Annotated in this window: 22 protein-coding genes; 11 read left to right on the top strand and 11 right to left on the bottom strand. The window is 64.2% G+C overall.

The annotated features are described in order from the left end of the window. Positions 1-45: 45 nt before the first annotated feature. Genes HAV18_RS08930 through HAV18_RS08920 form a run of 3 tightly spaced genes read left to right on the top strand, consistent with a single transcriptional unit; the run spans position 46 to position 3,263 of the window. Positions 46-1,179 (top strand): M20 aminoacylase family protein, encoded by a 1,134-nt coding sequence (locus HAV18_RS08930; RefSeq protein ID WP_166956689.1) that lies wholly within the window; start codon positions 46-48, stop codon positions 1,177-1,179. 50 nt (positions 1,180-1,229) lie between these two features. Beyond that, a complete protein-coding gene (locus HAV18_RS08925) occupies positions 1,230-2,027 on the top strand; it encodes an ABC transporter substrate-binding protein (protein ID WP_166954820.1) in 798 nt (265 codons plus the stop codon). A gap of 51 nt (positions 2,028-2,078) precedes the next feature. Next, a complete protein-coding gene (locus HAV18_RS08920) occupies positions 2,079-3,263 on the top strand; it encodes a porin (RefSeq protein WP_166954818.1) in 1,185 nt (394 codons plus the stop codon). Between the two features lie 50 nt (positions 3,264-3,313). Here HAV18_RS08920 and HAV18_RS08915 read toward each other — a convergent pair whose 3' ends face one another. Next, positions 3,314-4,333: an NAD(P)-dependent alcohol dehydrogenase gene (locus HAV18_RS08915; protein ID WP_166954816.1), complete on the bottom strand. Its 1,020-nt coding sequence runs from the start codon at positions 4,331-4,333 to the stop codon at positions 3,314-3,316. 126 nt (positions 4,334-4,459) lie between these two features. On the opposite strand from HAV18_RS08915, the gene HAV18_RS08910 reads away from it, so the two are divergent. Further along, on the top strand, positions 4,460-5,371 hold the full coding sequence (locus tag HAV18_RS08910) for a LysR family transcriptional regulator (RefSeq protein ID WP_166954814.1): 912 nt from the start codon (positions 4,460-4,462) through the stop codon (positions 5,369-5,371). A 20-nt stretch (positions 5,372-5,391) separates the two neighbouring features. Here the strand turns inward: HAV18_RS08910 and csgH are convergent, their stop codons facing one another. From csgH to HAV18_RS08880, 6 genes are all read right to left on the bottom strand, one after another. Continuing rightward, entirely contained in the window at positions 5,392-5,712 is a 321-nt protein-coding gene (gene csgH, locus HAV18_RS08905; RefSeq protein ID WP_166954812.1) for a curli-like amyloid fiber formation chaperone CsgH, read from the bottom strand. Between the two features lie 71 nt (positions 5,713-5,783). Further along, positions 5,784-7,157, bottom strand: a complete 1,374-nt coding sequence (locus tag HAV18_RS08900) for a hypothetical protein (RefSeq protein WP_166954810.1) — start codon at positions 7,155-7,157, stop codon at positions 5,784-5,786. Between the two features lie 130 nt (positions 7,158-7,287). Beyond that, positions 7,288-7,830: a hypothetical protein gene (locus HAV18_RS08895; protein ID WP_166954808.1), complete on the bottom strand. Its 543-nt coding sequence runs from the start codon at positions 7,828-7,830 to the stop codon at positions 7,288-7,290. A gap of 29 nt (positions 7,831-7,859) precedes the next feature. After that, positions 7,860-8,798, bottom strand: coding sequence for a CsgG/HfaB family protein (locus HAV18_RS08890; protein ID WP_208101883.1), 939 nt, complete (start codon positions 8,796-8,798; stop codon positions 7,860-7,862). Positions 8,799-8,823: 25 nt separating this feature from the next. After that, entirely contained in the window at positions 8,824-9,261 is a 438-nt protein-coding gene (locus HAV18_RS08885) for a curli assembly protein CsgF (RefSeq protein WP_166954806.1), read from the bottom strand. A 31-nt stretch (positions 9,262-9,292) separates the two neighbouring features. Then, positions 9,293-9,898, bottom strand: coding sequence for a CsgE family curli-type amyloid fiber assembly protein (locus HAV18_RS08880; protein ID WP_166954804.1), 606 nt, complete (start codon positions 9,896-9,898; stop codon positions 9,293-9,295). 460 nt (positions 9,899-10,358) lie between these two features. Between HAV18_RS08880 and HAV18_RS08875 the strand changes: the two genes are divergently transcribed. The 7 genes from HAV18_RS08875 (at position 10,359) to HAV18_RS08845 (ending at position 18,689) form a co-directional block, all read left to right on the top strand. After that, positions 10,359-11,078: an SDR family oxidoreductase gene (locus tag HAV18_RS08875; protein WP_166954802.1), complete on the top strand. Its 720-nt coding sequence runs from the start codon at positions 10,359-10,361 to the stop codon at positions 11,076-11,078. Positions 11,079-11,280: 202 nt separating this feature from the next. After that, positions 11,281-13,239: an arylsulfatase gene (locus HAV18_RS08870; RefSeq protein ID WP_166954800.1), complete on the top strand. Its 1,959-nt coding sequence runs from the start codon at positions 11,281-11,283 to the stop codon at positions 13,237-13,239. A 279-nt stretch (positions 13,240-13,518) separates the two neighbouring features. Further along, positions 13,519-14,568 (top strand): formylglycine-generating enzyme family protein, encoded by a 1,050-nt coding sequence (locus HAV18_RS08865; RefSeq protein WP_166954798.1) that lies wholly within the window; start codon positions 13,519-13,521, stop codon positions 14,566-14,568. Further along, complete coding sequence (locus tag HAV18_RS08860) at positions 14,565-15,419, top strand: MetQ/NlpA family lipoprotein (RefSeq protein WP_166954796.1); 855 nt, start codon at positions 14,565-14,567, stop codon at positions 15,417-15,419. Before HAV18_RS08865 ends, HAV18_RS08860 begins: the two co-directional genes overlap by 4 nt. After that, complete coding sequence (locus HAV18_RS08855; protein WP_166954794.1) at positions 15,413-16,399, top strand: YkgJ family cysteine cluster protein; 987 nt, start codon at positions 15,413-15,415, stop codon at positions 16,397-16,399. Before HAV18_RS08860 ends, HAV18_RS08855 begins: the two co-directional genes overlap by 7 nt. A 65-nt stretch (positions 16,400-16,464) precedes the next feature. Then, positions 16,465-16,791 (top strand): antibiotic biosynthesis monooxygenase, encoded by a 327-nt coding sequence (locus tag HAV18_RS08850; protein WP_166954792.1) that lies wholly within the window; start codon positions 16,465-16,467, stop codon positions 16,789-16,791. A gap of 197 nt (positions 16,792-16,988) precedes the next feature. Then, the gene (locus HAV18_RS08845) at positions 16,989-18,689 is read left to right on the top strand and encodes a hypothetical protein (protein ID WP_166954790.1); all 1,701 of its coding nucleotides are present in this window, start codon (positions 16,989-16,991) and stop codon (positions 18,687-18,689) included. Between the two features lie 66 nt (positions 18,690-18,755). Here the strand turns inward: HAV18_RS08845 and HAV18_RS08840 are convergent, their stop codons facing one another. Genes HAV18_RS08840 through HAV18_RS08825 form a run of 4 tightly spaced genes read right to left on the bottom strand, consistent with a single transcriptional unit; the run spans position 18,756 to position 24,289 of the window. Beyond that, positions 18,756-19,361, bottom strand: a complete 606-nt coding sequence (locus HAV18_RS08840; RefSeq protein ID WP_166954788.1) for a hypothetical protein — start codon at positions 19,359-19,361, stop codon at positions 18,756-18,758. Further along, positions 19,358-20,197 carry a hypothetical protein gene (locus tag HAV18_RS08835; protein ID WP_166954786.1) on the bottom strand — a complete coding sequence of 280 codons (840 nt, stop codon included), beginning with the start codon at positions 20,195-20,197 and terminating at the stop codon, positions 19,358-19,360. Before HAV18_RS08835 ends, HAV18_RS08840 begins: the two co-directional genes overlap by 4 nt. Beyond that, entirely contained in the window at positions 20,181-24,065 is a 3,885-nt protein-coding gene (locus HAV18_RS08830) for a type VI secretion system tip protein TssI/VgrG (RefSeq protein WP_347814742.1), read from the bottom strand. Before HAV18_RS08830 ends, HAV18_RS08835 begins: the two co-directional genes overlap by 17 nt. Beyond that, positions 24,062-24,289, bottom strand: a complete 228-nt coding sequence (locus HAV18_RS08825; protein WP_407062420.1) for a PAAR domain-containing protein — start codon at positions 24,287-24,289, stop codon at positions 24,062-24,064. The genes HAV18_RS08830 and HAV18_RS08825 overlap by 4 nt, the downstream gene beginning before the upstream one ends. Positions 24,290-24,616 lie beyond the last annotated feature (327 nt).

The raw sequence follows: 24,616 nt of genomic DNA, 5'->3' as shown, positions 1-24,616 counted from the left end.
AACCACAAACCTGTCCATACGGAAATGGCGGCCATCGAGACGGAGATGATCGCGCTGCGCCGCCGGCTGCACGCGCACCCGGAGCTCGGCTTCGCGGAACATGCGACGAGCGATCTCGTGGCGGACTGCCTGACAACGTGGGGTTATCGGGTGACGCGCGGGCTCGGCGGCACGGGCGTGGTCGGCACGTTGACGCGAGGCGCCGGGAAACGGCTCGGGCTGCGCGCGGACATGGATGCACTGCCGATCCGCGAGGCGACCGGGCTGCCGTATGCGAGCCGGTGCGACGGCGTGATGCACGCGTGCGGCCACGACGGCCATACGGCGATGCTGCTTGCGGCGGCGCGGTGCCTGGCCGAGCGCGCCCGCTTCACGGGCACGCTGAACCTGATTTTCCAGCCGGCCGAGGAAGGGCTCGGCGGCGCGAAGCGGATGATCGACGACGGGCTGTTCGAGCAGTTTCCGTGCGATGCGGTGTTCGCGATGCACAACGTGCCGGGCCTGCCGGCCGGCGTGCTCGGTTTCTGCGACGGCCCGGCGATGGCATCGGCCGACGAGGTGCGCGTGCGCGTGACCGGGCGCGGCGGGCATGGCGCGGCCCCGCATACGACGATCGATCCGGTGGTCGTCTGCGCGTCGATCGTGATGGCGCTGCAGACCGTCGTGTCGCGCAACGTGAACCCGCAGGACCTGGCGATCGTGACGGCCGGCTCGATCCATGCGGGCACCGCTTCGAACGTGATCCCGCCGCACGCGGATCTCGCGCTCAGCGTGCGTGCGCTGTCGCCGGACGTGCGCGCGCTGCTCGAACGGCGAATTCGCGAGATCGTGCACGGGCAGGCCGCGAGCTACGGCGCGACGGCCGAGATCGATTACCGGTACGAGTACCCGGTGCTGGTCAATCACGCGGCGGAAACCGCGTTTGCGCGCGACGTCGCCCGCGAATGGGGCGGTGATGGCGCGCTGATCCCGCATCTGCGGCCGATCGCGGCGAGCGAGGACTTCGCGTTCATGCTGAACGCCTGCCCCGGCAGCTACCTGTCGATCGGTAACGGCGACGGCAATGGCGAAGGCGCCGCCGGATGCGGGCTCCACCATCCCGGCTACGACTTCAACGACGCGTGCCTCGCCACCGGCGCGAGCTACTGGATTGCGCTGGCGGAACGCTACCTGGCGTGACGTGCCCGCCTGATTTTGACTGACGATTCACACAAGGAAGGAGACTGGCAATGAAGCAGTGGAAACAGTGGAAACGGATGGCGGCGCTCGCGATGGCGCTGGCGGCAGGGGCGGCGCATGCGGGCGACTGGGCGGGCAAGGAGATTCGCCTCGCGGTCGATCCGACTTACCCGCCGCTCGAATACAAGCTGCCCGACGGCACGCTGACGGGCTTCGGGATCGACATCACGAATGCGTTGTGTGCGGAGCTGCATGCGCGCTGCGTGTGGGTAGAGTCGAGTTTCGACGGGATGATTCCGGGGTTGCTCGCGCGCAAATTCGACGTCATCGCGTCGTCGATGACGATCACGCCGAAGCGGCAGCAGCAGATCGCGTTCACGAACCGGATCTCGAATGCGCCGGCGCGCCTCGTCGCGCGCAAGGGTTCGCCGCTGCTGCCGACGGCCGACGCACTGAAGGGCAAGCGGGTGGGTGTCGAGCAGGGCTCCGCGCAGGCCGACTATGCGATCGCGAACTGGCAGCCGGCCGGCGTGCAGATCGTGTCGTACCCGAACCAGGACCAGGTCTACGCGGATCTCGTGACGGGCCGGCTCGATGCGGCGTTCCAGGCATCGATCGCGGCGAGCGACGGTTTCCTGAAGAAGCCGCAGGGCAAGGATTTCACGTTCGTCGGCGCGGCGATCGATGACGTGAAGTTCTTCGGGCAGGGCGACGGGCTCGGGCTGCGCAAGCAGGACAACGACCTGCGCGACGCGTTCAACCGCGCGCTCGCGACGATCCTCGCGAACGGCACGTACCAGCGAATCAACCGGAAATATTTCGACTTCGACATCTACGGCGGGAAGTAAGCGGCGACGCCCCGCATGGGGCGATAACGACAATATAAATAAGGAGGACGGATGAACTGGAGATGGATTTTCGTCGCGATGCCGGCACTGTGCGCCGCGCCCGCGTTCGCGCAAGGCAGCGTCACGCTGTACGGCCTCGTCGATGCGGGCATCGACTACACGAACAATGTCGGCGGCCACGGCGCCTGGCAGATGGCGAGCGGTTTTGCGCAGGGCAGCCGCTGGGGGCTGAAGGGCAGCGAGGATCTGGGGGGCGGCTACAGCGCGCTGTTCCAGCTAGAGAACGGCTTCAACGTGAACAGCGGCACGCTCGCCCAGGGCGGCCGCATGTTCGGGCGGCAGGCGTACGTCGGCCTCGGCAGTGCGCGTGTCGGCACGCTGACGCTCGGCCGCCAATACGATGCGGTGGTCGACTATCTCGCGCCGACGACCGCGAACGGCAGTTGGGGCGTCTATCCGTTCTCGCATCCGCTCGACAACGACAACACCGGCAATACATTTCGGGTGAACAACACGGTCAAGTATGCGAGCCCGGATTTCGCCGGCTTCTCGTTCGGCGGCACGTACAGCTTCAGCAACGACACGGGCTTCGCGAACAACCGGCAGTGGAGCGTCGGCGCGCAGTACGAGCAGGGCGGGTGGCTCGTCGGCGCGGCCTTCCTGAATGCGGACAATCCGGGCGCGACGTCGGGCGGCGCGATCGCGGGTTCGGGATCGGTCGGCGCCGATGCGAACTTCGCGTCGGCGCGGCTACGGATTTTCGGCGCGGGCATCAACTACACGGCGGGGCCCGCGACCGTCGGGTTCGCGTACACGAACAGCAACGTCACGCGGCCGACCGCGAACGTCGGCTACCTGTTCGGCGACGAAACGATCGAGCCCGTGACCGGCCCGCTCGCAGGCGGCACGGTGACGGCGATCAAGTACCAGAACTTCGAGGTGAACGGCAAATACCAGTTCACGCCCGCGTTGTTCGTCGGGGCGCAGTACGTGTACACGACGGTGCGCTATGACGCGACCACGGGCACCGCGAAGCCGAAGATCCATTCGCTGGGGCTGATGGCCGACTACACGCTGTCGAAGCGCACGGACGTGTACCTGATGGGCGCGTACCAGCGGATCGCGGGCGACGCGACGGGCTCGTCGCTCGATCAGGCGTATGTTCCCGGCGCGGCGGACCTGTCGTCGACGTCGAAGCAGCTGATGATTCACGCGGGGATCCGTCACAGGTTTTGACGGAGCGAGGCGGCGGGCCAAACCGCCCGCCGCCCGTCACCTCGACGCGCCTACTGCGCGACGCGAATCACGACCTTGCCGAAGTGCTGCCCCGACTGCAGGTACGCATACGCCTGCGGCGCTTCGTCGAAGCCGAACACGCGATCGACCACCGGCTTGATCTGCTTCGCGTCGACGAGGCGCACGACGTCGTCGAGCATCGCGCGGCTGCCGACCATGATGCCGTGCAGCTGCCGAATCCCGCCGATCAGCGACAGCAGCCCGAGTTCGGGGCCGCCGAAGCTGCTGAGGCCGCCGATCACCGACACGATGCCGCCCATCTTCGTCGCGGCGACCGAGCGCGGCAGCGTATCCTTGCCGCCGACTTCGACGACCAGGTCCGCCCCTGCGCCGCCCGTGAGCCGCAGCACTTCGTGTTGCCATTCGGGCGTGGCGCGATAGTTGATGGTTGCGTCCGCACCGAGTGCGCGGGCGCGTTCGAGCTTCGCATCGCTCGACGACGTGACGATGGTGCGCAGCCCCGCGGCATGCGCGAGCTGCAGCGCGATGATCGACACACCGCCCGTGCCGAGCAGCACGACGGTGGCGCCCGGCCCCAGGCCGCCGTCGACGAACAGCGCGTTCCATGCGGTGATGCCCGCGCACGACAGCGTCGCCGCCTCGTCGTAGTTCAGGTGCGCGGGAATCGCGACCAGCGCGGCTTCGTCGGACACGAACTGTTCGGCCAGCACGCCGTCGAATTGCGCGCCGGGCGCCCCCGAGACTTTCTGCGGCGTCGGCGGCCCGTCGATCCAGTTCGGGAGGTAGGTGTTGATCACGCGATCGCCGCGCTTGAAGCGCGTGACGTCGCGGCCGGTTTCGACGACTTCGCCGGCGCCGTCGGCAACCGGAATCTGCGCGTCCTTGCCGATGCCGAGATAGTCGTCGCGCGCGAACATCAGGTCGCGATAGTTCAGGCCGGCCGAATGGATCTTCACGACGACGTCGGTCGGCCCGACCGCGCGCCGTGTCGCGTCGATGCGCCGAAGCCCGGCCACGCCGTCGCCCGGTTTCACTTGCCATGCGTGCATGTCGACTCCTTTTCGAGATAGAGCGGCTTATCATAGTGTTGCGCATGGGGACGCATTGACGAGAATTTGGCCGATAACTGTCGCCCGTGTGGACACAAACCTGTTGATCTACCGGAGCGAAATGGCATGGACGAGCGGCTGAGAGGCGTTGCCGAATTTGTCGACGTGGTGGATTCGGGCAGCTTCGCGGCGGCCGCGCTGCGGCTCGGCGTCACGCGCTCGGCCGTCGCGAAAGTCGTCGCGCGGCTCGAACGCCGTCTCGGCACCCGGCTCCTGCAACGCACGACACGCCAGCTCGGGCTGACCGACGAAGGGCTCGTCTATTACGAACAGTGCCGGCGGCTGCTCGCCGAACTCGGCGAGACGGAGGCCGCGCTCGACGCGGGGCAGCGCGAGCCGGCGGGGCGGCTGCGCGTCAGCGTGCCCGTGCTGTTCGGGCGGCAATGCGTGGCGCCCCTCATGCGGCGCCTCGTGGAGCGTCATCCGCGGCTCGAAATCGACGTGTCGTTCAGCGATCGTGTGGCCGACCTGGTGAACGACGGGTTCGACATCGCGGTGCGCATCGGCGGGCTTGCCGATACGAGCGCGCTCGTCGGCCGGAAGCTCGGCGTGCAGCGCATGGGCATCTGCGCGTCGCCCGCGTATCTCGAGCGTCATGGCCGGCCGGCGGGGCTCGACGAACTCGCGTCGCACGTCGGCATCGCCTATTCGCGCGGCGGGCAACCGACGCCGTGGCGGGTCGTCGGCGCGAACGGCGCGGTGCACGACCATCGCCCGGCCGGCCGCCTGCGGCTCGACGACCTGCAGGCGATCGCCGATGCGGCCGCCGCCGGCGCGGGCCTCGCCTGGTTGCCATGCTGGCTGATGGCGCCTTACCTGCGCGACGGCCGCCTCGTGCTCGTGCTGGACAGCAACAGCGTGTCGGGCGCCGAAGTGTTCGCGGTGCGGCCGGCCTCGCGCCAGGTGCCGTCGAAGGTGCGTGTCGTCATCGATGCGCTCGTCGACGAGATACCGCACATGCTGGCGTCGGATGGTTGAGGCGGGCGCGACGCGCCGTATCAACCCGATGCACGCTGCGGATTGCAGTCCACCGAATACTCCGCGTGCTCGCTACCCACGTGCAGAACCAGCGTCGCCGTGCAGATATCGCTCGACTCGACGCTCAGCCGCAGCGTCGCGAGCGGCTGATCCTCGCCGCTCGCGAGCCGCGATTCGCCGGAGCGCGTCAGCGAGGCCGAGCCCGCGCCGCCGGTCTTGGTGATGCGCAGGCTGTATGACACGTCGACCGGTGCGGCTGCCCGCACGTGCGGCACGATATTCACGCCGCCGGCACTGGCGGCGATGTCGAAATAGGCGCTGAGATCGTGAATGCCAACCATGATCGTCCCCTGTCGAATGAAAAAAAGGCCGAACGGGCATCCGTCCGGCCTTTCCGTTACGCCGGCGGTACTTAGTGCTGCTTGACCGAGACGGTGTTGTTGAAGCCGCTCTGGTTGATGCTCGCGTAGTTCCCGTTGCCTTGCTGCGACAGCGTGGCGTTGTTGTTGAAGCCGATCTGCGTCACGTAGCCGAGGTTGCCCGTGCCCGACACCTGCGTCGCGTTGATGATGTTGTCGCTGCCGGCCTGCGAGAGATTCAGCACGTCGTCCGCGCCCGTCTGCGTTGCATTCGCGTAGTTGCCGATGCTCAGCGTCTGGTCCACCTTCACCAGCGAATACGACGCGGATTGCGTCACGTTCGCCTGGTTGCCCCCGGAGCTCTGCGTGACGGAAGCCGTCGAGCCGATCGAACCGTCCTGCAGGATCGTCGCCTTGTTGTTCGCAGCGGTCTGCGTGACGGCCGCGTTGTTGCCGAGGCCGAACTGCTGCGTGATCGTTGCGGTGTTCGATGCGGCCGACTGCTTGACCGTCGCGGTATCGCCGAACTCGAACGTCTGGTTGACGGTTGCCTTGTTGCCGTCCGACGATTGCGTGATCGAGGTCGTATTGGCGAGTGCCGCGAGCTGGTTCACCGTCGCGCTGTTGCCGTTCACGCCACCCGATTGCGAGATCGTCGTCTGGTTGTTGCTGCCGTACGACGACGTCACGTTGGCGGTCTCGGTGCCGCTCTGGGTCGTCGTGACCTTGTCGCCGAACTCGGCGAACTGCGAGACGTTCGCGTTGGTCGTGCCGCCCGTTTGCGTGATCGACGTCGCGTTGCCGCCGCCCCAGGTCGTCTGGACATTCGCGGTGCCGCTGTTGCCCGTCTGCGTGATGCCGACGGTGTTGCCGTAGGTGTCGGCCTGCGTGACGGTCGCCTTGTTGAACGATGCGCCCTGGCTCGGCGAGCCCTGGTTGATCGTCACGGTGTTCGAGCCGCCGCCCTGCTGCGAGATCGACGCGGTGTCGATGTAGCTGTACTGGTTGATCGTGTTGACGTCGTATTGCGGGCCGCCCGTGTACGCCGACGTCGTCTGCGTGATGGTCGCCGAGAAATCGCCGCCGCCGGATTGCGTCACGTAGTTCTTCTCGTGCGACGTACCCGTCTGTGTCACGTTCACGCTCGAGTACGGCTGCGCCCACCAGGAGTTCTGGTTGATCACGGTCGTATCGTCGGTACCGCCCTGGGTCGTCACGTTGGCGACGAACCCGTAGCGGGGATCGTTACCGAACGCCGATTGGTTGATCGTCACCGAATCCCCGGTCGTTGCCGTCTGTTCGACGGTTGCCGAGTTGTAGTTGCCGGTTTGCCCGATGTTCACGGTGTTACCCGACGAATCGGCCTGTGCGGCGGCCGATGCGAGCATCAGCACGGCGATTGCGATTGCAGACTTGGTCACCTTCATTTGTTGCTCCTGATTCGAAAGAAAATTCGCCGGAAAAGTCGGTCTTTACCGGCACCCCCGCCATTTGAGGACGCTCTCACGCCTCACCCCTTGCACCACCTCAAGCACGGCACTTGCACCTGCGTAACCGTTACCGCGTCAGCACCGTGGCGCGCGCACCGTTGCCGGTCTGAATCACCTGGATGCCGGTGTTCGAGCCGCCCTGCACGATGTTCACCGCGTTGTTGCTGCCGTTCTGCGTGACGCGCGCCGACAGCGACGTGCCGACCTGCGTCGAATCGACCGAATTGCCGACGCCGTTCTGCTGCACCTGCAGCGTGTTGCCGTTGCCGCGCTGCGTCGCGTTCAGCGTGTTGCCGAAGCCGGCCTGCGAAGCCGCGACCCAGTTCTGCGCACCCGTCTGCCGCGTGACGATCGAATTGCCGTCGCCGGCCTGCCAGACCAGCGCACCGTTGTGGCCCGCCTGGTCCAGCGACGCGGCATTGCCGGCGCCGCTTTGCTGGAGCGCGACGATGTTGCCGCTGTAGTCGAATGCCGGTTCGGGCGGGCCGAGATCGCTGAGCGGCACGGGGGCCCCCGACGCAGCCTGCATGGCCGCCGCTGCCGCCACGGTCGCGAGCACCCGCCGCACCGCGCGGGCGCGCCCGTTCCGATCATGCTGTCGATTCATCATGTTTTCTCCGCTGGCCGGCCTGATGCCGGTTAATGAGTGGACGCACCCGGACGATCGATCTTTTGCGGGTCGTACGCGGTGTTGGCGTCCTCCATGTCCTGCGCGTATTGCCGGTCTTCCTGCAGATACCGCTGCATCGTCGGGTCGTACCAGTCCTGGTCGTTCTTCAGCGACCAGGTCTGGTTCGCGACACCCTGGACGATCAGGTGCGTGAGCGCCGATTCGATCGCTTCGTTTACGCAGATCTGCGCGGGTTCGTTACGGGTCAGCCCGGCTTCCGCCTGCAGCAGGTCCTTGAAGCCGACGAAGCGATAGACGCCCGTGTCGACCTGATACGAGTAGACGGTCTTGGTCGTCGAGACGCTGTTGAGCACCTGGCCCGTGCGGATGTCGATCGCGCGCAGGTTGACGGTGACCTGGTCGATCCGGTATTGCGTCGAGCCGCTGATCCCGAGGTACGCGACGCCGGCCCCGCCGGTGCGGACGTTCGTGTCGTAGCCGACGATGCCGCCTTCGAGCACGATGTTCGCCGGCATGAGCGGCGCCATCGCATCGTTCTGCGCCTTCTTCGCATCCGCGCCGTCGGTGGCGCGCATGATCTTGCGTTCGGTCAGCAGATCCTGCAGGTTCTCGCGTTCCACCGGCGTGAACCAGCCGGAGTCGCGCATCGCCTTGACCAGGAACGACGCGCCGCCCTGCGTGACCTGCGACGAAAAGGAACTGTCAGGCGACGCCTTGTACTGCCCGGTCAGGTCGCGAAAGCCGTAGACGGCCGCGACGATCTTGCCCTTCGGCGGCGGGAGATGCGTGAGGTCGCGCGTGGTGCGCGTCGGCGGTGTCAGCGTGGCATTGCTCAACGCCGGCATCGGCCGCGTGACGCAGCCGACCAGCGACAGCAACAGCACCGTGCCCGTTGCGATCCGTGTCATCCCCGTGTTGAAGCGTGCCCGTTCAGCGTTTTTTCTCATGATTCGCTCAGTCGTTTTTTTTGATTTATTGGCCGTTGCTGACGATGAAGGTCGAAGTCGCGCCCGTCGTCTTGTCGGTGGTCGTCACTTGCAGGTTGCCGTTGCCGGCCGCACTCACGACGATCGTGAAATTGCCCGTGCTGATCGTCCCCGGCTTGAGGTCGCCGTTGGTGCCGACGATCGAGTTCGTCACCGAGCTGGCGACGCGCGACAGGATCGCCTGTTGCAGCTGCGCATTGAACTGGTCGAGGGACGACGTGGACGTCGGCGACGAATAGGCAGACAGCGACGGATCCGTGTGCTTGTTTTGCGCATTGGCTTCGTTGAGCAGATTGGGGCCGTTTGCCGGGTTGCCGCCGAAGTTCGGGTTGTTCGGTTGATAAACCAGCGTCGACGGCCACGCATAGGACGAAACCGCGGTCATCGCGATCAGCGCGATCCAGCTCAATCTGTTGCGATTCATTTTCCGTAACCCCTTGTTTTCGATTAATCGACTAAATCTCGTCTTTCGCCAGATCCGAATCGGGAAACAGCAAATTCGACAGATCGTCCTGAATGACGGTTTGAAAGGAAATGTTGGCGGCGTTTTCGGCGACGGCCTTCACGTTGGCCCGCGCGATCGGCAGGAAGGTCTGGAATACGCGCTTCTGCTGGAACTCGACCCAGATCAGGCTGCCGTAACGCCCGGACGGGCGTTCGTGAATGGCGACCATGTAGCGCTCGCTCAGCGGGATTTCCGACCACGTCTGCGAGAAGTAGGTATAGAAATCGCGGCCGGCGAGCGTCACGGCATCGGTCGTCACCGTGCCGCCGAGCTGATCTTCCGGAAGGGCGTTGCGGGCGGCCGCTTTGGCGCCGGCCGGCGCGGCGCCAGCCGCCGGCTTCGCGACGGCCGGGCCCGCGCCGGGCGCGGGCCTGGGCGCTTCAAGGATGCGTTCGGCGTTCAGCAGCGTCGAGGGCGGCGCAATCGGATGCCCGCCGTTCGCCGCGGCGGAAGGCGGCGCGTCGACGGTGTCCTGGGCCTGCGCGCGTGCCGTCGCGAACAGCGACAGGCACGTCACGGCCCCCCAGGCAAATCGCCAGCCAGCGCTCGATACCATTTCCCCGACCCCGGATTCATTTTTACGAAATAGGGCGCCGCCCGATTTTTCGGGTTATTCGTTCCTGGTCGAACGCGGCACATGGTGGGGGGAGTCAGCAAGAGGCGTGCCCACCGCCGTTTCAAACGGTTTTTATTTTCAAGTGGTTATTCGTCTTATTTTTCAACTACATATTTTCTTCACGTAAAACGTTTGCGGATGCGATATTCATTAACAAGCTTTCTTTTATATACCGCGAATTACGATTTAATCAGACGATAATCCGTTCAGGTTGTATTTTTGAAATTCCCGGCGATGCGGATGCGCGGCAAACGTAACGTGTTGCTACGGACACGCCCGTAACGACACGACGTAACGTCCGTTACGCACGTAGAATCGTCCGACGAAAGCACGGGTTCCGGGCCTCCACCCCGGAAACATCTCTCCACGCTATTCAAGTGAACGGACTTCGGGAGCACGCATGTCATCTCGCACCTATCTCGTCACCGGCGCATCGCGCGGCATCGGACTCGCGATCAGCACCTTGCTCGCACGGCGCGGCCATCGCGTTATCGGCCTCGCGCGACATGCGCAGGGCATCGACTTCCCCGGCGAATTGCACGCGTGCGATCTCGCCGACATCGAACAGACTGCAGCGGCCCTTGCTCGCATCAGTGAGCAGCACGCAGTCAACGGCATCGTGAACAACGCGGGCATCGTATTGCCGCAACCGCTCGGGGCGATCGATTTCCAGTCGCTGCAGAGCGTGTTCGATCTCAACGTGCGGGCCGCGATCCAGGTCACGCAGCACTTTGCGGATGGGATGAAGGCGCGTGGCCACGGGCGCATCGTCAACATCTGCAGCCGCGCGATTTTCGGCAGTCTCGATCGCACCGCGTATTCCGCCGCGAAGAGCGCGCTCGTCGGTTGCACGCGCACGTGGGCGCTCGAGCTGGCCGACCATGGCGTGACCGTCAACGCGGTCGCGCCGGGGCCGATCGAGACGGAACTGTTCCGGCAGACGCGGCCCGTCGGCAGCGAAGCCGAGCGCAAGGTGCTCGCGACGATTCCCGCACGCCGGCTCGGCACGCCCGACGACGTGGCGGCTGCGATCGCGTTCTTCCTGTCGGACGAGGCCGGCTTCGTCACGGGGCAGGTGCTGGCCGTGGACGGCGGCGGCAGCCTCGGCGGGCGCAGCTGACGTACGACGCGCAGTCGCGAGAGGCGCGGGCGGCGGCCGGTTTCGGCGCGCGTCGCGAGCGTGCGCATACGGGTGTGCTGATGGCGGGCATCCGGCTTGCGCGCATATTCCGCCGCCCCGTTAGCATGTGACGAATCGGACTTTGGGTGCTGCGCGCGCGACGCTAAGATCGCCGATCCCGTAGATCGAGCGTTCCAGAACAATGAAAAAGTCCGCTGCGCCGTTGCATGCTTTTCGTTTCCGTGTCGTCTGCGCCGCGATTGCCGGTGCGCTGTCGCTTGCATCGTGCGGCGGCGTCGACAGCGATGCGCCGTCGTCACAGGCCAGCACCACGCCGCCGCTGGCGGCGAAACGCCCGAACATCCTGTACATCATGGCCGACGATCTCGGCTATTCCGACATCCATGCATTCGGCGGCGAGATCAACACGCCGAACCTCGACGCGCTCGTCGCGTCCGGCCGCATCCTGTCGAACCATCACACGGGCACCGTCTGCGCGATCACACGCGCGATGCTGGTGTCCGGCACCGATCACCATCTCGTCGGCGAAGGCACGATGGGGGTTCCGACCGACGAACGGCGCGGGCTGCCCGGCTACGAGGGCTACCTGAACGATCGCGCGCTGTCGTTCGCACAACTATTGAAGGACGCCGGCTACCACACGTACATCGCAGGCAAGTGGCACATCGGCTCGGGGATCGTCGGCAGCACGACGGGCAGCGGGCAGACACCCGACCAGTGGGGTTTCGAGCGCAGCTACGTGCTGCTCGGCGGCGCGGCGACGAACCACTTCGCGCACGAGCCGGCCGGCTCGTCGAACTACACGGAAGAGGGCCGCTACGTGCAACCTGGCCAGCCCGGGCAGCCGGGCGGTGCGGGCGGCAGCCCGGCCGTGTTCTATTCGACCGATTTCTATACGCAGAAGCTGATCTCGTACATCGATTCGAACCAGCGCGACGGCAAGCCGTTCTTCGCGTATGCGGCCTACACGTCGCCGCACTGGCCGCTGCAGGTGCCCGATCCATGGCTGCACAAGTACGCGGGCGTGTATGACGCCGGCTACGACGCGATCCGCAACGCGCGGATCGCGCGGCAGAAGGCGCTCGGCCTGATCCCCGCCGATTTCAAGCCGTTCGACGGCCTGCCTGAGACGACGGCCGCGTCGCCCGCGACCGCGAACAACGGCACGGCCGGCGCGAAATACATCAGCGCGGTGCATTCGGCTGCCGACGGCTACAGCGACTACGGCCCCGGCAAGGTCGACAAGCTGTGGTCGAGCCTGTCGCCGGCCGAGCGCCGTGCGCAGGCGCGCTACATGGAGATCTATGCGGGGATGGTCGAGAACCTCGACTACAACATCGGACGCCTGATCCAGCACCTGAAGGACATCGGCGAATACGACAACACGTTCATCATGTTCCAGTCGGACAACGGCGCGGAAGGCTGGCCGATCGACGGCGGCGCGGACCCGACGGCGACCGACACCGCGAACGGACAGGATCCGGTCTACTCGACCCTGGGAACCGACAACGGCAAGCAGAACGCGCAGCGCCTGCAGTACGGGCTGCGCTGGGCCGAGGTGAGCGCGTCGCCGTTCCGGCTCACGAAGGGGTATTCGGCCGAAGGCGGCGTATCGACGCCGACGATCGTGCGCCTGCCGGGCCAGTCGCAGCAGTTGCCGACGCTGCGCGCGTTCACGCACGTGACCGACAACACGGCGACGTTCCTCGCGGTCGCGGGCGTCACGCCGCCGTCGCAGCCGGCGCCGCCGCTCGTCAACACGCTGACGGGCGTCGACCAGAACAAGGGCAAGGTGATCTACAACAACCGCTACGTGTATCCGGTCACCGGCCAGTCGCTGCTGCCGGTGCTCACGGGGTCGGCGACGGGCGAGGTGCATACGGCGCCGTTCGGCGACGAAGCGTACGGCCGCGCCTACCTGCGCAGCGCCGACGGCCGCTGGAAGGCACTGTGGACCGAGCCGCCGCTCGGGCCGCCCGACGGTCACTGGCAGCTTTACGACCTCGCGTCGGATCGCGGCGAGACGACCGATGTATCGGCGCAGAACCCGTCGGTGATCAGCACGCTCGTCGATCAGTGGAAGACCTACATGAGCAACGTCGGCGGTGTCGAACCGCTGCGTCCGCGCGGGTATTACTGAGGCTGTTGCTTCGCTGCAGGCCTCCCGAGGGGATTTTCTTCAGGGTGTCCCGCAAGGGGGCTTCCTCCGGGGCGTCCCCCAAGGGGACTTCCTTCGGGGCGTCCCCCAAGGGGACTTCCTCCGGGGCGTCCCCCAAGGGGACTTCCTTCGGGGCGTCCCCCAAGGGGACTTCCTTCGGGGCGTCCCCCAAGGGGACTTCCTCCGGGGCGTCCCCCAAGGGGACTTCCTTCGGGGCGTAAAACCTGGGGTGGCCAGGCGTTTTCTTGAAAGGATCACACGATGCGGTTCCGGTTCTGGACGATCGGCGCGGCGCTTGCCGTCACGCTGTTCGCCGCCGCGTTCGCGGCCGGCTATGCGAATCCCGTCGCCCCGGCGGGCGGCGCATTCGACGACGCGAATCGTGGCCGTGCGCTCGCGCCGCTCGGCTCGGAGCAACAGTGCGAGCGCTATTCGGGGCTGCCGGCAAAGTGGCGCGACGACCCGAAGGCCGGGATGGTGCACCTGCGCGGCGGCGCGTTCGTGTTCGGCAGCACGCGCGGCTATGCGGACGAGCGTCCGGTCGGCGACGGCCGCACGCACGTCGGTGGGTTCTGGATCGACCAGACCGACGTGACGATCGCGCAGTTCGCCGCGTTCGTGCAGGCGACCGGCTATGTCACCGAGGCCGAGCAGCAGGGTGGGGCGGCGGTGTTCCATGTGCCGACGCGCGACGAGATGAACGCGCGCGATCTGGCGTGGTGGTCCTGGGTGAAGGGGGCGTCGTGGCGTCATCCTCGCGGGCCGGGCAGCGGCGTCGACGGGGTCGGCAACCTGCCCGTCACGCTCGTCACGCAGCGCGATGCGCTCGCGTATGCACGGTGGCTCGGCCGTGACCTGCCGACCGAGGCCGAATGGGAATACGCGGGCAAGGCCGGCCGCGACGACGCGTCGCTCGACGCGGCGCCGCGCGACGCGCAGGGCAAGCCGGCCGCGAACTACTGGCAGGGCGTGTTCCCGGTGCTCGACACGGCCGAGGACGGTCACGCGGGGCTCGCGCCCGTCGGCTGCTACGCGGCGAACGGGTTCCGGCTCTACGACATGATCGGCAATGCATGGGAATGGACGAAGGACGCGTACACGGGCCCGCACCAGTCGCATACGAACGGCGACACGGCGGCCGTCGCGCCGCCGACGCGTCGGCACGATACGCCGATGGTCATCAAGGGCGGCTCGTTCCTGTGCTCGCGCGACTACTGCGTGCGCTATCGCGCGTCGTCACGCGAACAGCAGGAAGCCGATCTCGGCGCGTCGCATATCGGGTTTCGCACGATTCTGAGGGATGCATCATGAAGCGCGTCGTGAACTACCTGGGCGCGTGGCTGATGGTTGCTTGCGGGCTCGTTCATCCGGCTTCGACCATTGCCGCCGAATCGTCCGCGGCGACCACCGCGACCACCGCGACTGCACCGACCACCGCGACCACTCCGGCCGTACGCGTCGGCGTGACGCGCGGCGTGCATGCGCAGATCCTTGACGAAGTGAAGCGGGTCGCCGCGTCGCGAGGGTTCGGCATCGACGTCATCGAATTCGACGATGCGTCGCGCATCGACGCGGCGCTTGCCGACGGCCGGATCGACGCAGCCAGCTTCGAGGATGCGCAACAGCTTGCCGCCACGCGTGCGCAGAAGCGCTACGCACTGGCCGATATCGCGCCGACCGTCACGCTGCCGATGGCGTTCTATTCACGCAAGCTGAAAAACCTGAACGAACTGCAGCCCGGTGCGACGATCGCGATTCCCGCCGATCCGCGCGGGATGGCGCGCGCGCTCGTGCTGCTGCAGAACGACACGCTGGTAACGCTGCGCGAGCAGGCCGGCCTGCATGCGACGCTGCGCGACGTGACCGGCAACCGGCTCGGGCTGAAGCTCGTCGCGCTGCGCCGCGAGCGCCTTTACGCGGCGCTCGACAAGGTCGCGTTCGTCGCGATCGACAGCGACGATGCCGCGCGTGCCGGGCTGCAACCCGCGCGCGACAGCATCAGCATCGAGGATGCGCGCTCGCCGTATGCGAACGTGCTGACGGTGCGCGACGCCGATCGCGCGAAACCGTGGGTGACGCAACTCGTCGCCGCGTATCACTCGGACGACGTCGCGCGCTTCATCCTCACGCGCTACCAGGATTCGGTGCGGCGGCCGTGGTAGACACCTATGTACTCGCATGCAACGCATGCGGACGCTGCTGCAACAGCCCGCCGACGCTGTCGTTGCGCGAACTGTTCCGGCATCGGCATCGCTTCGTCGGCGCGCTGACGATCCGTCGCGTGCCGAAGCGGCGGATCGGCGAGCGCTGGCGTGCGGGCGGCCGCGAGCACGGGCTCGATGCGGACGACGTCGCGGCTGCCGATGCGCTGGCGGCGCGGTTGTTTCATCGCCCCGGCGGCGTGGGGAGCGACTGGATCGCACTGACGCTGCAGGGCTACGACTACCCGTCGCTCGGCCGTTGCGCGGCGCTGGCCGACGACGGCCGCTGCAGCGTGCATGCCGACAAGCCGTCGATCTGCGGCGCGGTGCCGCTCGATCCGATGCTGCCCGACCGGTTGCAGGCCCGTGTGCTGGCCGCGCGGCGCGACGATGCCGCATGGCTTGGCGCGAACTGCATTGTCGAAACGGCGAGCACGTCATCTTCCGTTGCATCTTCATTCCCGATTCAGCTGGTGACGGCCGGACAGGTCGCGGACCGCTCGGCGCACGATGCGTATCGCGATGCGCTCGTGTTCGAGCGCGCGGTGTGGCGCGATGCGGTGTTCGCCTCGTTGACCGGCGGCGGGCAGGACGTGCGTCATGCGCTGTCGCGGCTTGCGCCCGGCGGCTACCTGACCGTGTCGATCGTGCCTGTCCTGCTGGCCGTCGCATCGGTATCCGCGCAATGCCGCGCGCTGTGCATCGACTTCATCGACGCTCAGCGTGCATTGATCGACGCCAACATCGAAGCGGCACTCGCGCGCCGGCATGCCGGCGACCGGCCCGCGACGCGCGAATTGCGCGGTTTCGGGGAGGCGCTTGAACGCGCACGGCACGCGCTGGCCGCGATGCCGGCACCCGCGGCCGGCATGCGTGAAGACGCACCGCGCATCGACGCGTGGCTCGCCGGCCGGCCCGGCGTCGATCCACTCGCCGCGTGACGATCGCGGCGCGCCGCACGTGTCTTACAATCGGCGCTCTTTCAATCGCTTTCGATGGAGCGGGCATGTACGCGTCGACCTTCATTTTCCGTGCCGGGCAATACGACGACGAATTCCACCGGCTCGACCGGCAGATCGCCGACATGGCGCGTGCGACGCCCGGCTATCTCGGCGAGGAAACGTGGGAGAACGCCGACGCGGGGCTGATCCAGAACGTCTACTACTGGGAATCGGAGGCGGCGCTGCAGCAACTGATGCAGCACCCGGCGCATCTCGAGGCAAAGGCGAAGCAGGCACGCTGGCTGGACGGCTATCGCGTCGTGATTTCGAAGGTGCTGCGCGAGTACGGCGACGGCAAGCTGATGCAGCCGCATGCAGGGCAATCCGCATGAATGGCTGTCTGATTCATTTCTTTCGCATTACGGATAAATAACAACGCGCCGCACCCGGCGCCCCGTGTCAGCACGCGGGTTGCCACGGCGTCGCGTGCAATCAATTCTTCATCAAGCATGGCTAAGGTGGCGGGGCTTCACGTCGTCAGTCTGTCCACCAACAACGTCCTCACTCGATGTCGTACGGAGCCTTGTCCATGCCGAATTTCGCCTTGTCCGCGAAGCGCCGCCGCGCGCTGCGCGATCGTACCGTTCCTGCCGTCGCACTGACGCTGATTGCCGCGAGCATCGGCGTGCAGGCCGCCCCGCATGACAACGACGGCGACAGCCGTTTTGAGCCGGGTTTCGTGCCGGGCTTCCTGGTTCTCAGCCGCAGCGTGTACGACAACGTGTCGGGCAACGTCCAGCCCGGCGCGATCCTGCCGCCGAACTGCGCGAAGACCACCGGCGGCTGCGGCACGGCTGCCGGCGCGCCGAACGACGGTACCTATCCGTACGTGTGGAACAACGACCGCTACGACGGCAGCTTCGGCCTCACGTCGCGCATCTTCCTCGACCAGATCACGCCGGCCGGCGGCGTCGTCGGCACGCTCGAAGTGCCGAACAGCCTGCAGAAAGGCTTCGCGCACGACCAGATGGTGACGAGCTTCAGCTCGAAGTCGGAACTCGGCCTGCACCTGTCGCTCGACGGCAGCTATCTGACGTTCATGGGTTACGTCGCGCCGGTCAACGCGATCGACGTGTCGAACTCGAACACGCCGCTTGCCGTCGATACGACGAACCCGGACGGGCAGAACTTCTATCGCGTGATCGCGCGCGTCGATCGCCACGGGCACTTCCGCTTTACCGAGACGAGTGCGTACAGCGGCAACAACGGCCGAGCGGCGATCCTGAACAATCGCGACGGCCATGAGGTCTACTACACGTCGGGCAACGCCGGCAACGGCTCGAACCCGCAGCCGGACAACGTGATCCTCGGCGCGGGCGCGCAGCTCATCGACGGCGCGAAGCACCACGAAGCGCAGCAGGACCCGGGCGTGCCGACGCCGCTCGCGAGCTTCTCGGTCACGGAACTCGGCGCGAAGGCCGACAAGATCGGCAAGGACGACAACTTCCGCGGCATCGCGGTGCACGACAACGTCGTGTACTACACGAAGGGCAGCGGCGGCAACGGCGTGAATACCGTGTACTTCGTCGATACGACCGGCACCGCGTGCCCGTCGGGCGTCGGCGTGCCGTCGCCGAAGGCCGTGCTGCCGACGGCGCCGCTCGCGTACAACGCGGCCACGCTGCAGACGGCCGGCCTGCCGAACAACATGTGCGTGCTGGCCGGCTTCCCGACCACGCCGAACAAGACCGCGACGACGCTCTCCTACCCGTTCGGGATCTGGTTCGCCGACGCGAACACGCTGTACGTCGCGGACGAAGGCGACGGCTACACGGGCGGCGCGGACCTGTACACGCATGCGGCCGCGCAGACGACGGCGGGCCTGCAGAAGTGGGTCTACGACGCGGGCGCGAAGCAGTGGAAGCTCGCGTACACGCTGCAGAACGGGTTGAACCTCGGTCAGCCGTATTCGGTCGCAGGCTACCCGGCGGGCAACAATTCGGCGACGGGCCTGCCGTGGGCACCGGCGACGGCCGGCCTGCGCAACCTGACGGGCCGCGTCGAACGCGACGGCACGGTGACGATCTGGGCGGTGACGTCGACGGTCAGCGGCAACGGCGATGTCGGTGCCGATCCGAACCGGCTGGTTGCGGTGCGTGACGTGCTGAAGAACACGAGCGCGACGACGGCGGCACACGAGCAGTTCGCCGTGCTGCGGACTGCGAAGTTTGCGGAAGTGTTGCGGGGTATCGAGTTCGCACCGGGTACCGAAACGGGCCGGTCGCACTGACGCAGGCGATGCCCGGCCGATAACGAGCTGACACACGGCCGCCCGGTGGCGGTGGCCGTGTGTCAGTTAGTTCTGTTCGCTTCCATGCGTTGCCGATCGGCTTGCATCGTCAATGCTCGATTCGCGAATCCGCTGTTTTGTATCGACGTGTGCACGTCGATGGTCAACGTTCCCGTTCGAGTCAATCCAAAAATCTTCCAATTGAAGAAATTCCTTTATTTCCGTATCGGGAAGGCCCGCGATCATCGGGCTAAGGTGAATTATTATTTCAGCCGGGACGATTTTTACCTTCGACCGATCGTCGCTGTAATCTTCGGGGTCGGTACGTGTGACAAGTTCAATCGTCGTTGAAGACAAGGCACGATTGGCATAACGATAAAGAGCACCTTTCGCGGATTGCTGAGTCCATGTCGAAAAGAGTTTCCCAACGATCATATCCCGTGGATCATATGGCTTGTCGTCGCGCAGGATCGCCATCGCTTCTTTCAGGATGCTCCGCACCGTGGCCCGCTGTTCGTCGGCGGTCGTCTGCATTTCAAATCCCTCCCCCAATGGCTCGTAGTGACTCGCTATAGGCTCCAGTGCATGTGCCGGGGTTGAACACGAGAGCACGATCAGGACGGTCCCAATAATCTTGCACCACTCCCGTACATGCATGGGCATCTTCTTCATGCAACTGACCCCAGTCCTCTCTCCGAATCGTCCTTGAGCCACATCCATCGCCCTGGAGCATGAGGGCAATACCATTGCACGTGAAAATGGATGGTTCGTACCTCAGGGAACTCTCTGCCAGCATGAACAAGCAGTTGATCGGTCGGTCCGTTATCCGACCACCCTTCCCAAATACCTGTTTCCGGACAGATCATTCCGGTACATAGATTCATTTTTCCGTACTTCAGCCGCTTTGCCTGCTGTTGTTCGAGGCGACGTTGTTCGCGTTCCTCGGGCGTCAAAATCTTGTAGGCGCGCAGTATTGTGATTTCGGATAGCTTTGGGGGAAAGGAGCCGTCCAAGGGATTTGCGTAGAGTAATTCGACATCAATTGTAAATTTACCCCCCGGAATGTCTTTCGATCGATAGCGGAAGGATTGCAAGTTTGGCATGTCCGGGGTACGCACCATAATCTCGTTCCCGTATTCACGATTCCCATCTGAATCAACCCAGTACCCCTCCAGTTGAAGAAGAGCTTTGATTTCCGTGCTGGGTAGACCAACAAGCATTGGACTTAGTCGCATGACAAATGCTGTTGGGACGATCTTCATCTTCGATCGATCAGCTGTGTAATCTTCCGGATTATCGAATGTTGAAAAAGAAATTGTGGTTGCGGTCGAAACTCGACTGGCGTATAGATATCGTAGCCCTTTCGATCGATAGTGGCGATCTGTATCGATGATTCGGCCAAAAATGGAATCTGATGGATCAAACGGCTTGTCGTCGCGCAGAATCTCCATCGCCGTCTTCAGGATGCTGCGCACCATTTGACGTTGCTCGTCAGCTTGATTTGCCATATCCACCTCTTGCGCCGACGGCTTGGAGGGCAGTGGCATAGCCTGCTGTGCATGTACCAGGGTTGAACACGAGAGCACGATCAGGACGGTCCCAATAGGCCTGCACCACTTCCGCGCACGCATACGCATCTTCTTCATGTAATTGACTCCGATAGCCTGCTTCGAAACTCACCATCTTTGCCGCTGCTTCAGGCGACACACTCAGCAATTTGCACACTTCGGCTTGCGCATTTGGCACATCGGCGGCCACATAGGCTCCACCCGCTTGATCGTGCATGTACGAAATCATCCAGTAGTAGTGGAACATCAGCATCCGATGCATTCCTGTTGCAACGAGATTGTCATTGGGAATGTTGACGTTTTGGGCCGCGTCACGGGCGCCTTTTTTTGTATACGACTTATAAACGTTAAGAATTTGCGTAAATTTTTTGTAATCCTCGGGATGTTGTTGAAGCAGTGCCATCATCCAAAATGCCTGCTGGCAGTGTCGTGCCTCGTGGTAAATCACGTCAGCGAATGATTTCAGTCGGTCATTCAAAGTCCGCGTATCGTCAACATTCGCGATAATTTTCTCGACCTCTTTCTCATGGATGGCAATGATCCAGTTTCTCTGGATAAACGATGCACTGACTTCGGAGCGCATGTTGTATTGGATTTGACCTTGCTCTGCATCAACAATGTCAATGCGCGGCATCGCGCCTTCTGACTGACCAGCATCACCCTTGGGCAGGCCAAATGGCCCTGTGCCTAGTGCGTCTGAAAGAATCCGCCCGCACACCTTTTCGATACCAGCTTTTAGTTCAAGCGGAATAGAGCCATCTAACGTTTTGTACTTTCTCCAATGAATGCCCTTGAGCGCGTCCTTGAGCACCGCCGTATAGGCTTTCGTCACTGGATACACGACATCGTTGCGCGGTCGATTCCCCGGCACATCGCTCTGCTTGGCCCCATCGATGAAGTGATGGAAGCGCAGCCCGAAGTTGAGTGGATCGCATGTCGCAAACATTGGTGGTTGATCTTCGGACGTTGCCCCCTGTTCCGGCGTGCTTGCCTTCCTGCCCTTGATCGTAGCGGTTCGCTTGTCGGCGTTCGGTGCCTTGGCGATGTAGGGCGTCGTGTCGTCGCGCACGACGGCTGCATGATTGACCGCAATCACCTTGTCCGGATCGCTTGCGGCCAGTAACTCGACGGTCCCGAACGAAACGTCATGGTCGGTAATGAGCGACGTTTCACCACGCTCGTTGCTTACCCCCTCGATCACGCGCCCGTTGTCGAGCGTGATGCGGTAAGGCTGTTGCGGCAGCGCGAAGCCGCTGGCGTGTTCCATCAAAACAAAGTGCGCGGCGAACTGCCCAGGATTGTCAGGCGTGACCGGCAAGCGCATGGGCCGAATCTGGGGAGCGTCGGTCTGGTGGCTTCCCGCATAGACCGTGTGTTCGCCAGCCGTGCGCACCACGTAACCTTGATCGCTGATGCGCACCTCCGTACTGCCGGCGTGCAGCACAATCTCCTTCGCCGCATGGAGATGAATGCTGTCGGTGGTACTTGTGATGGAGACCGACTGTTTGGCCGTGACGTCGATGCCATCGGTCTGCGCTTCGATACGTACCTTTCCCGCGGCGGCAATCAGCTTCATGCCTGCCTTGTGCACGAACAACGAGAACGCGTTCGTCACGCTCGCGAACAGCGACCGGCCGACCGCCAGGCCGATATGCCGGCCGCTCGTCACCGCGACATTCTCGTTGCTTGCAATATGTACGCTACGCTCGGCGGACAGACCGATGCCGGCCGCACTGGCCAGCACCATGTCGGCTTCCGCCAGTTCGGGGAAGTCGTCCGGATCGCCCGATGGATGCCCTTTGATCGCGTCATTGCGTGCCTTGATCGCCGCCGCAACGTCACTTTGGTCTGCGTCGAATTGTTGCGCATCATGCCGTTGCGCCAGCCCGGTCAGACCTTCCTGCAACGCCTGCGCCATCGCGAGCCGACCGACGGCCTCCTTGGCGTCCTTCGCTTGTCCTGGGCCGCCTGCCCGACCGTCCGTCGACACGAACAAGCCCTTCAGCGCACGGACCACACCCCAGTCGTCGGTACGAAGATCGAACCCCTTGCCTCGTGCATCGGCGCGGCCCTTGTTGCGTGTTATGCGCCGAAGGTTGCCGAGACTCAACATTGACGCACCCGCGTCGCTCGCAATCTGCGTCTGGATTTGCCCCTGCGTATCGTCGATCGCCAGATGGCCGGATGCCGTGCCGTGAAATTCCCTGCCGCGAATCACCGATACCGCCTGATTGTCCGGCACGTGCAGTGCTGGTTGTCGGAACGCGTTCACGGCACTGCCGATGATCATCGGCAAATCCGGATCGCCGTAGTAGTGCGATATCACCACTTCATGGCCGATCCGTGGAATGAACGTCGCACCCATGTCCGCGCCCTGCCACGGCGATAACACGCGCAGCCAGATGCCTGAATGCTCGTCGTGTTTGCCCTCACGACCCCATTCGAATTGCACTTTCACACGGCCGTATTGGTCCGTCCAGACTTCCTGCCCGGCCGGCCCCACGACGATGGCTTTCTCCGGGCCGCTCAACACGGGCTTGCCGACACTTCGCTTGAGCCGGAACAACTCGTTTGCCGGCAGCAGTTCGAACTGCGTTTCGACGCGGTATGTTTGCGCGCTGCCTGCGCGATTGCCGATTTCCTCGATATCGAGCGTGCACGACACGACGACGTATTCGCGGTTCGCAGACTGCTGCGGGTAACCCGTCAGGGTGAATGTGCGGCCGACAGTTAGTCCGCGCAGGTTGCCTGCACCATGCGCACGCAGCCCCGCACAGCGCTGCGCTTCGAGTTGCACACGCGCGAAATGGTGCGCTTCCCGGTCCGCATCGTTCGGCTGCCCCGCAAGCCCCGGTGCGCCTGCCAGCGGTTGGCTGTAGTCGCCCCATGCATAGATCTCGCCGTCGGCGCTGGCGGTCCCGCGTGGATTCTCTTCGGTGGCAGCCAGCTTCGCACGCGGACGCGTGTAGTCGTAGTCCGTCAAGGTGACACGGCCGGCCGTGAGCCGGCTCGTCACCGACAGCGCATGAATGTGTTCTTCGTCTATGCGCTTGCTGTCGGGTGGCAGATAGCGCAGCGTCGCATACGCCGCACCGTGCGGCTGGTGGCCGCCCATCGTGTCGCACAAGACCAGGCGATGGTGGCCGTTGTCGTGCTCGAACCACCACCAGATACCCCATTCCTCCCACAGACGCTGCAGGAACGCCCAGTCCGATTCGAGCGCCTGACGCTGCATGTCGCGCTTTGGATAAATCCCTCGAAATACACCCGCGAGCCGCTTTTCAACCGAGTACGGATATTTCGACAGCACCGCATCAGTGATGTCGACGACGGTCATATCCTGAAAGAGCCGACAATCCTGCGTGAGCGTTGCACGGTAGAGCCACGGCCGCAGTTCGAGTTCGTACAGAATCGAGTCGCGATCCTGGCCGGCAATGCGGGCCGCCACGACCAGCCCCGTGATCTCGCGCGTGCCCGCGCCGATGTTGCCGAGCCCGGCATTGCCCGCAAGGCCCGGTATGAATTGCCCTTTGCCTTCGAGTCGGATCGAAAGGGTGACTTCGGTACCGACTACTTTATCGAGATCGAGATTGGACGTTACGCTCGGGGAGAATGCATAGGCGTCGTCGGTGCGTAGCGTGACGAGATAGCGGCATTCGTCGATGCGGCCAATCGTTTCGATGCCTTGCAAACGCACCGGAAAAAATATCGGGAGCGCGTCCATTCCGTAGGTGGGCAAGGCTGTGCCGGAGATGGCCAGCGTGTGAGTCTGAGTAAAAATCCCCATTTGCTTGTCCTCGTGATTCACGTGCCAATCACGGTTGCACCGCAACCGGTTTGGTCGCCGCGATAGCAAACGCGTGGGCCGCGATGCGTACGCGGACCGCTCGCCAGCAACGGGAATGTGCCACCGCACTTCGGACAGCGAACGTCGTGGCCGTCAAGTGCCATGCCGATTCCGAGGTGTTTCAGGTCGTCCGCGCATTCAACGACCGTTCCGCCGTGGTCGGTTCTGTCGCCCAGACGGACCATTTCACGGCCTTGTGAATTTTTCATCGATGATCTCGCATATCACGTAGATCGAGATTGATAACGTGGAAATGCGGTGTCGCCTATGGGATGAGTACGATTTTTCAGAATTTGATTTTTGTTAAATAAAAGTATTTTGTTTCGAGTGCGTGATTCTTGTAATCGGAAAAATCTCAAGATTCGGGTATTAAAACCCGTTGGACCTCATCGTTTCAGAATTTCTCACGGTCGTGGCTTCAGTTTCAGTATGAGTCCATTGAGCGTGATTCGATTTTTCCTTCTGTCGCTTGCGGACCAGTCGACAGTCCATCGTGCACTTTGCGTTGCCCG

The organism is Burkholderia sp. D-99 (assembly GCF_011605345.1).
GTDB lineage: Bacteria > Pseudomonadota > Gammaproteobacteria > Burkholderiales > Burkholderiaceae > Burkholderia.
Note: the sequence above shows the minus strand (reverse complement) of the source record. Positions and strands in the feature narration are given on the sequence as shown.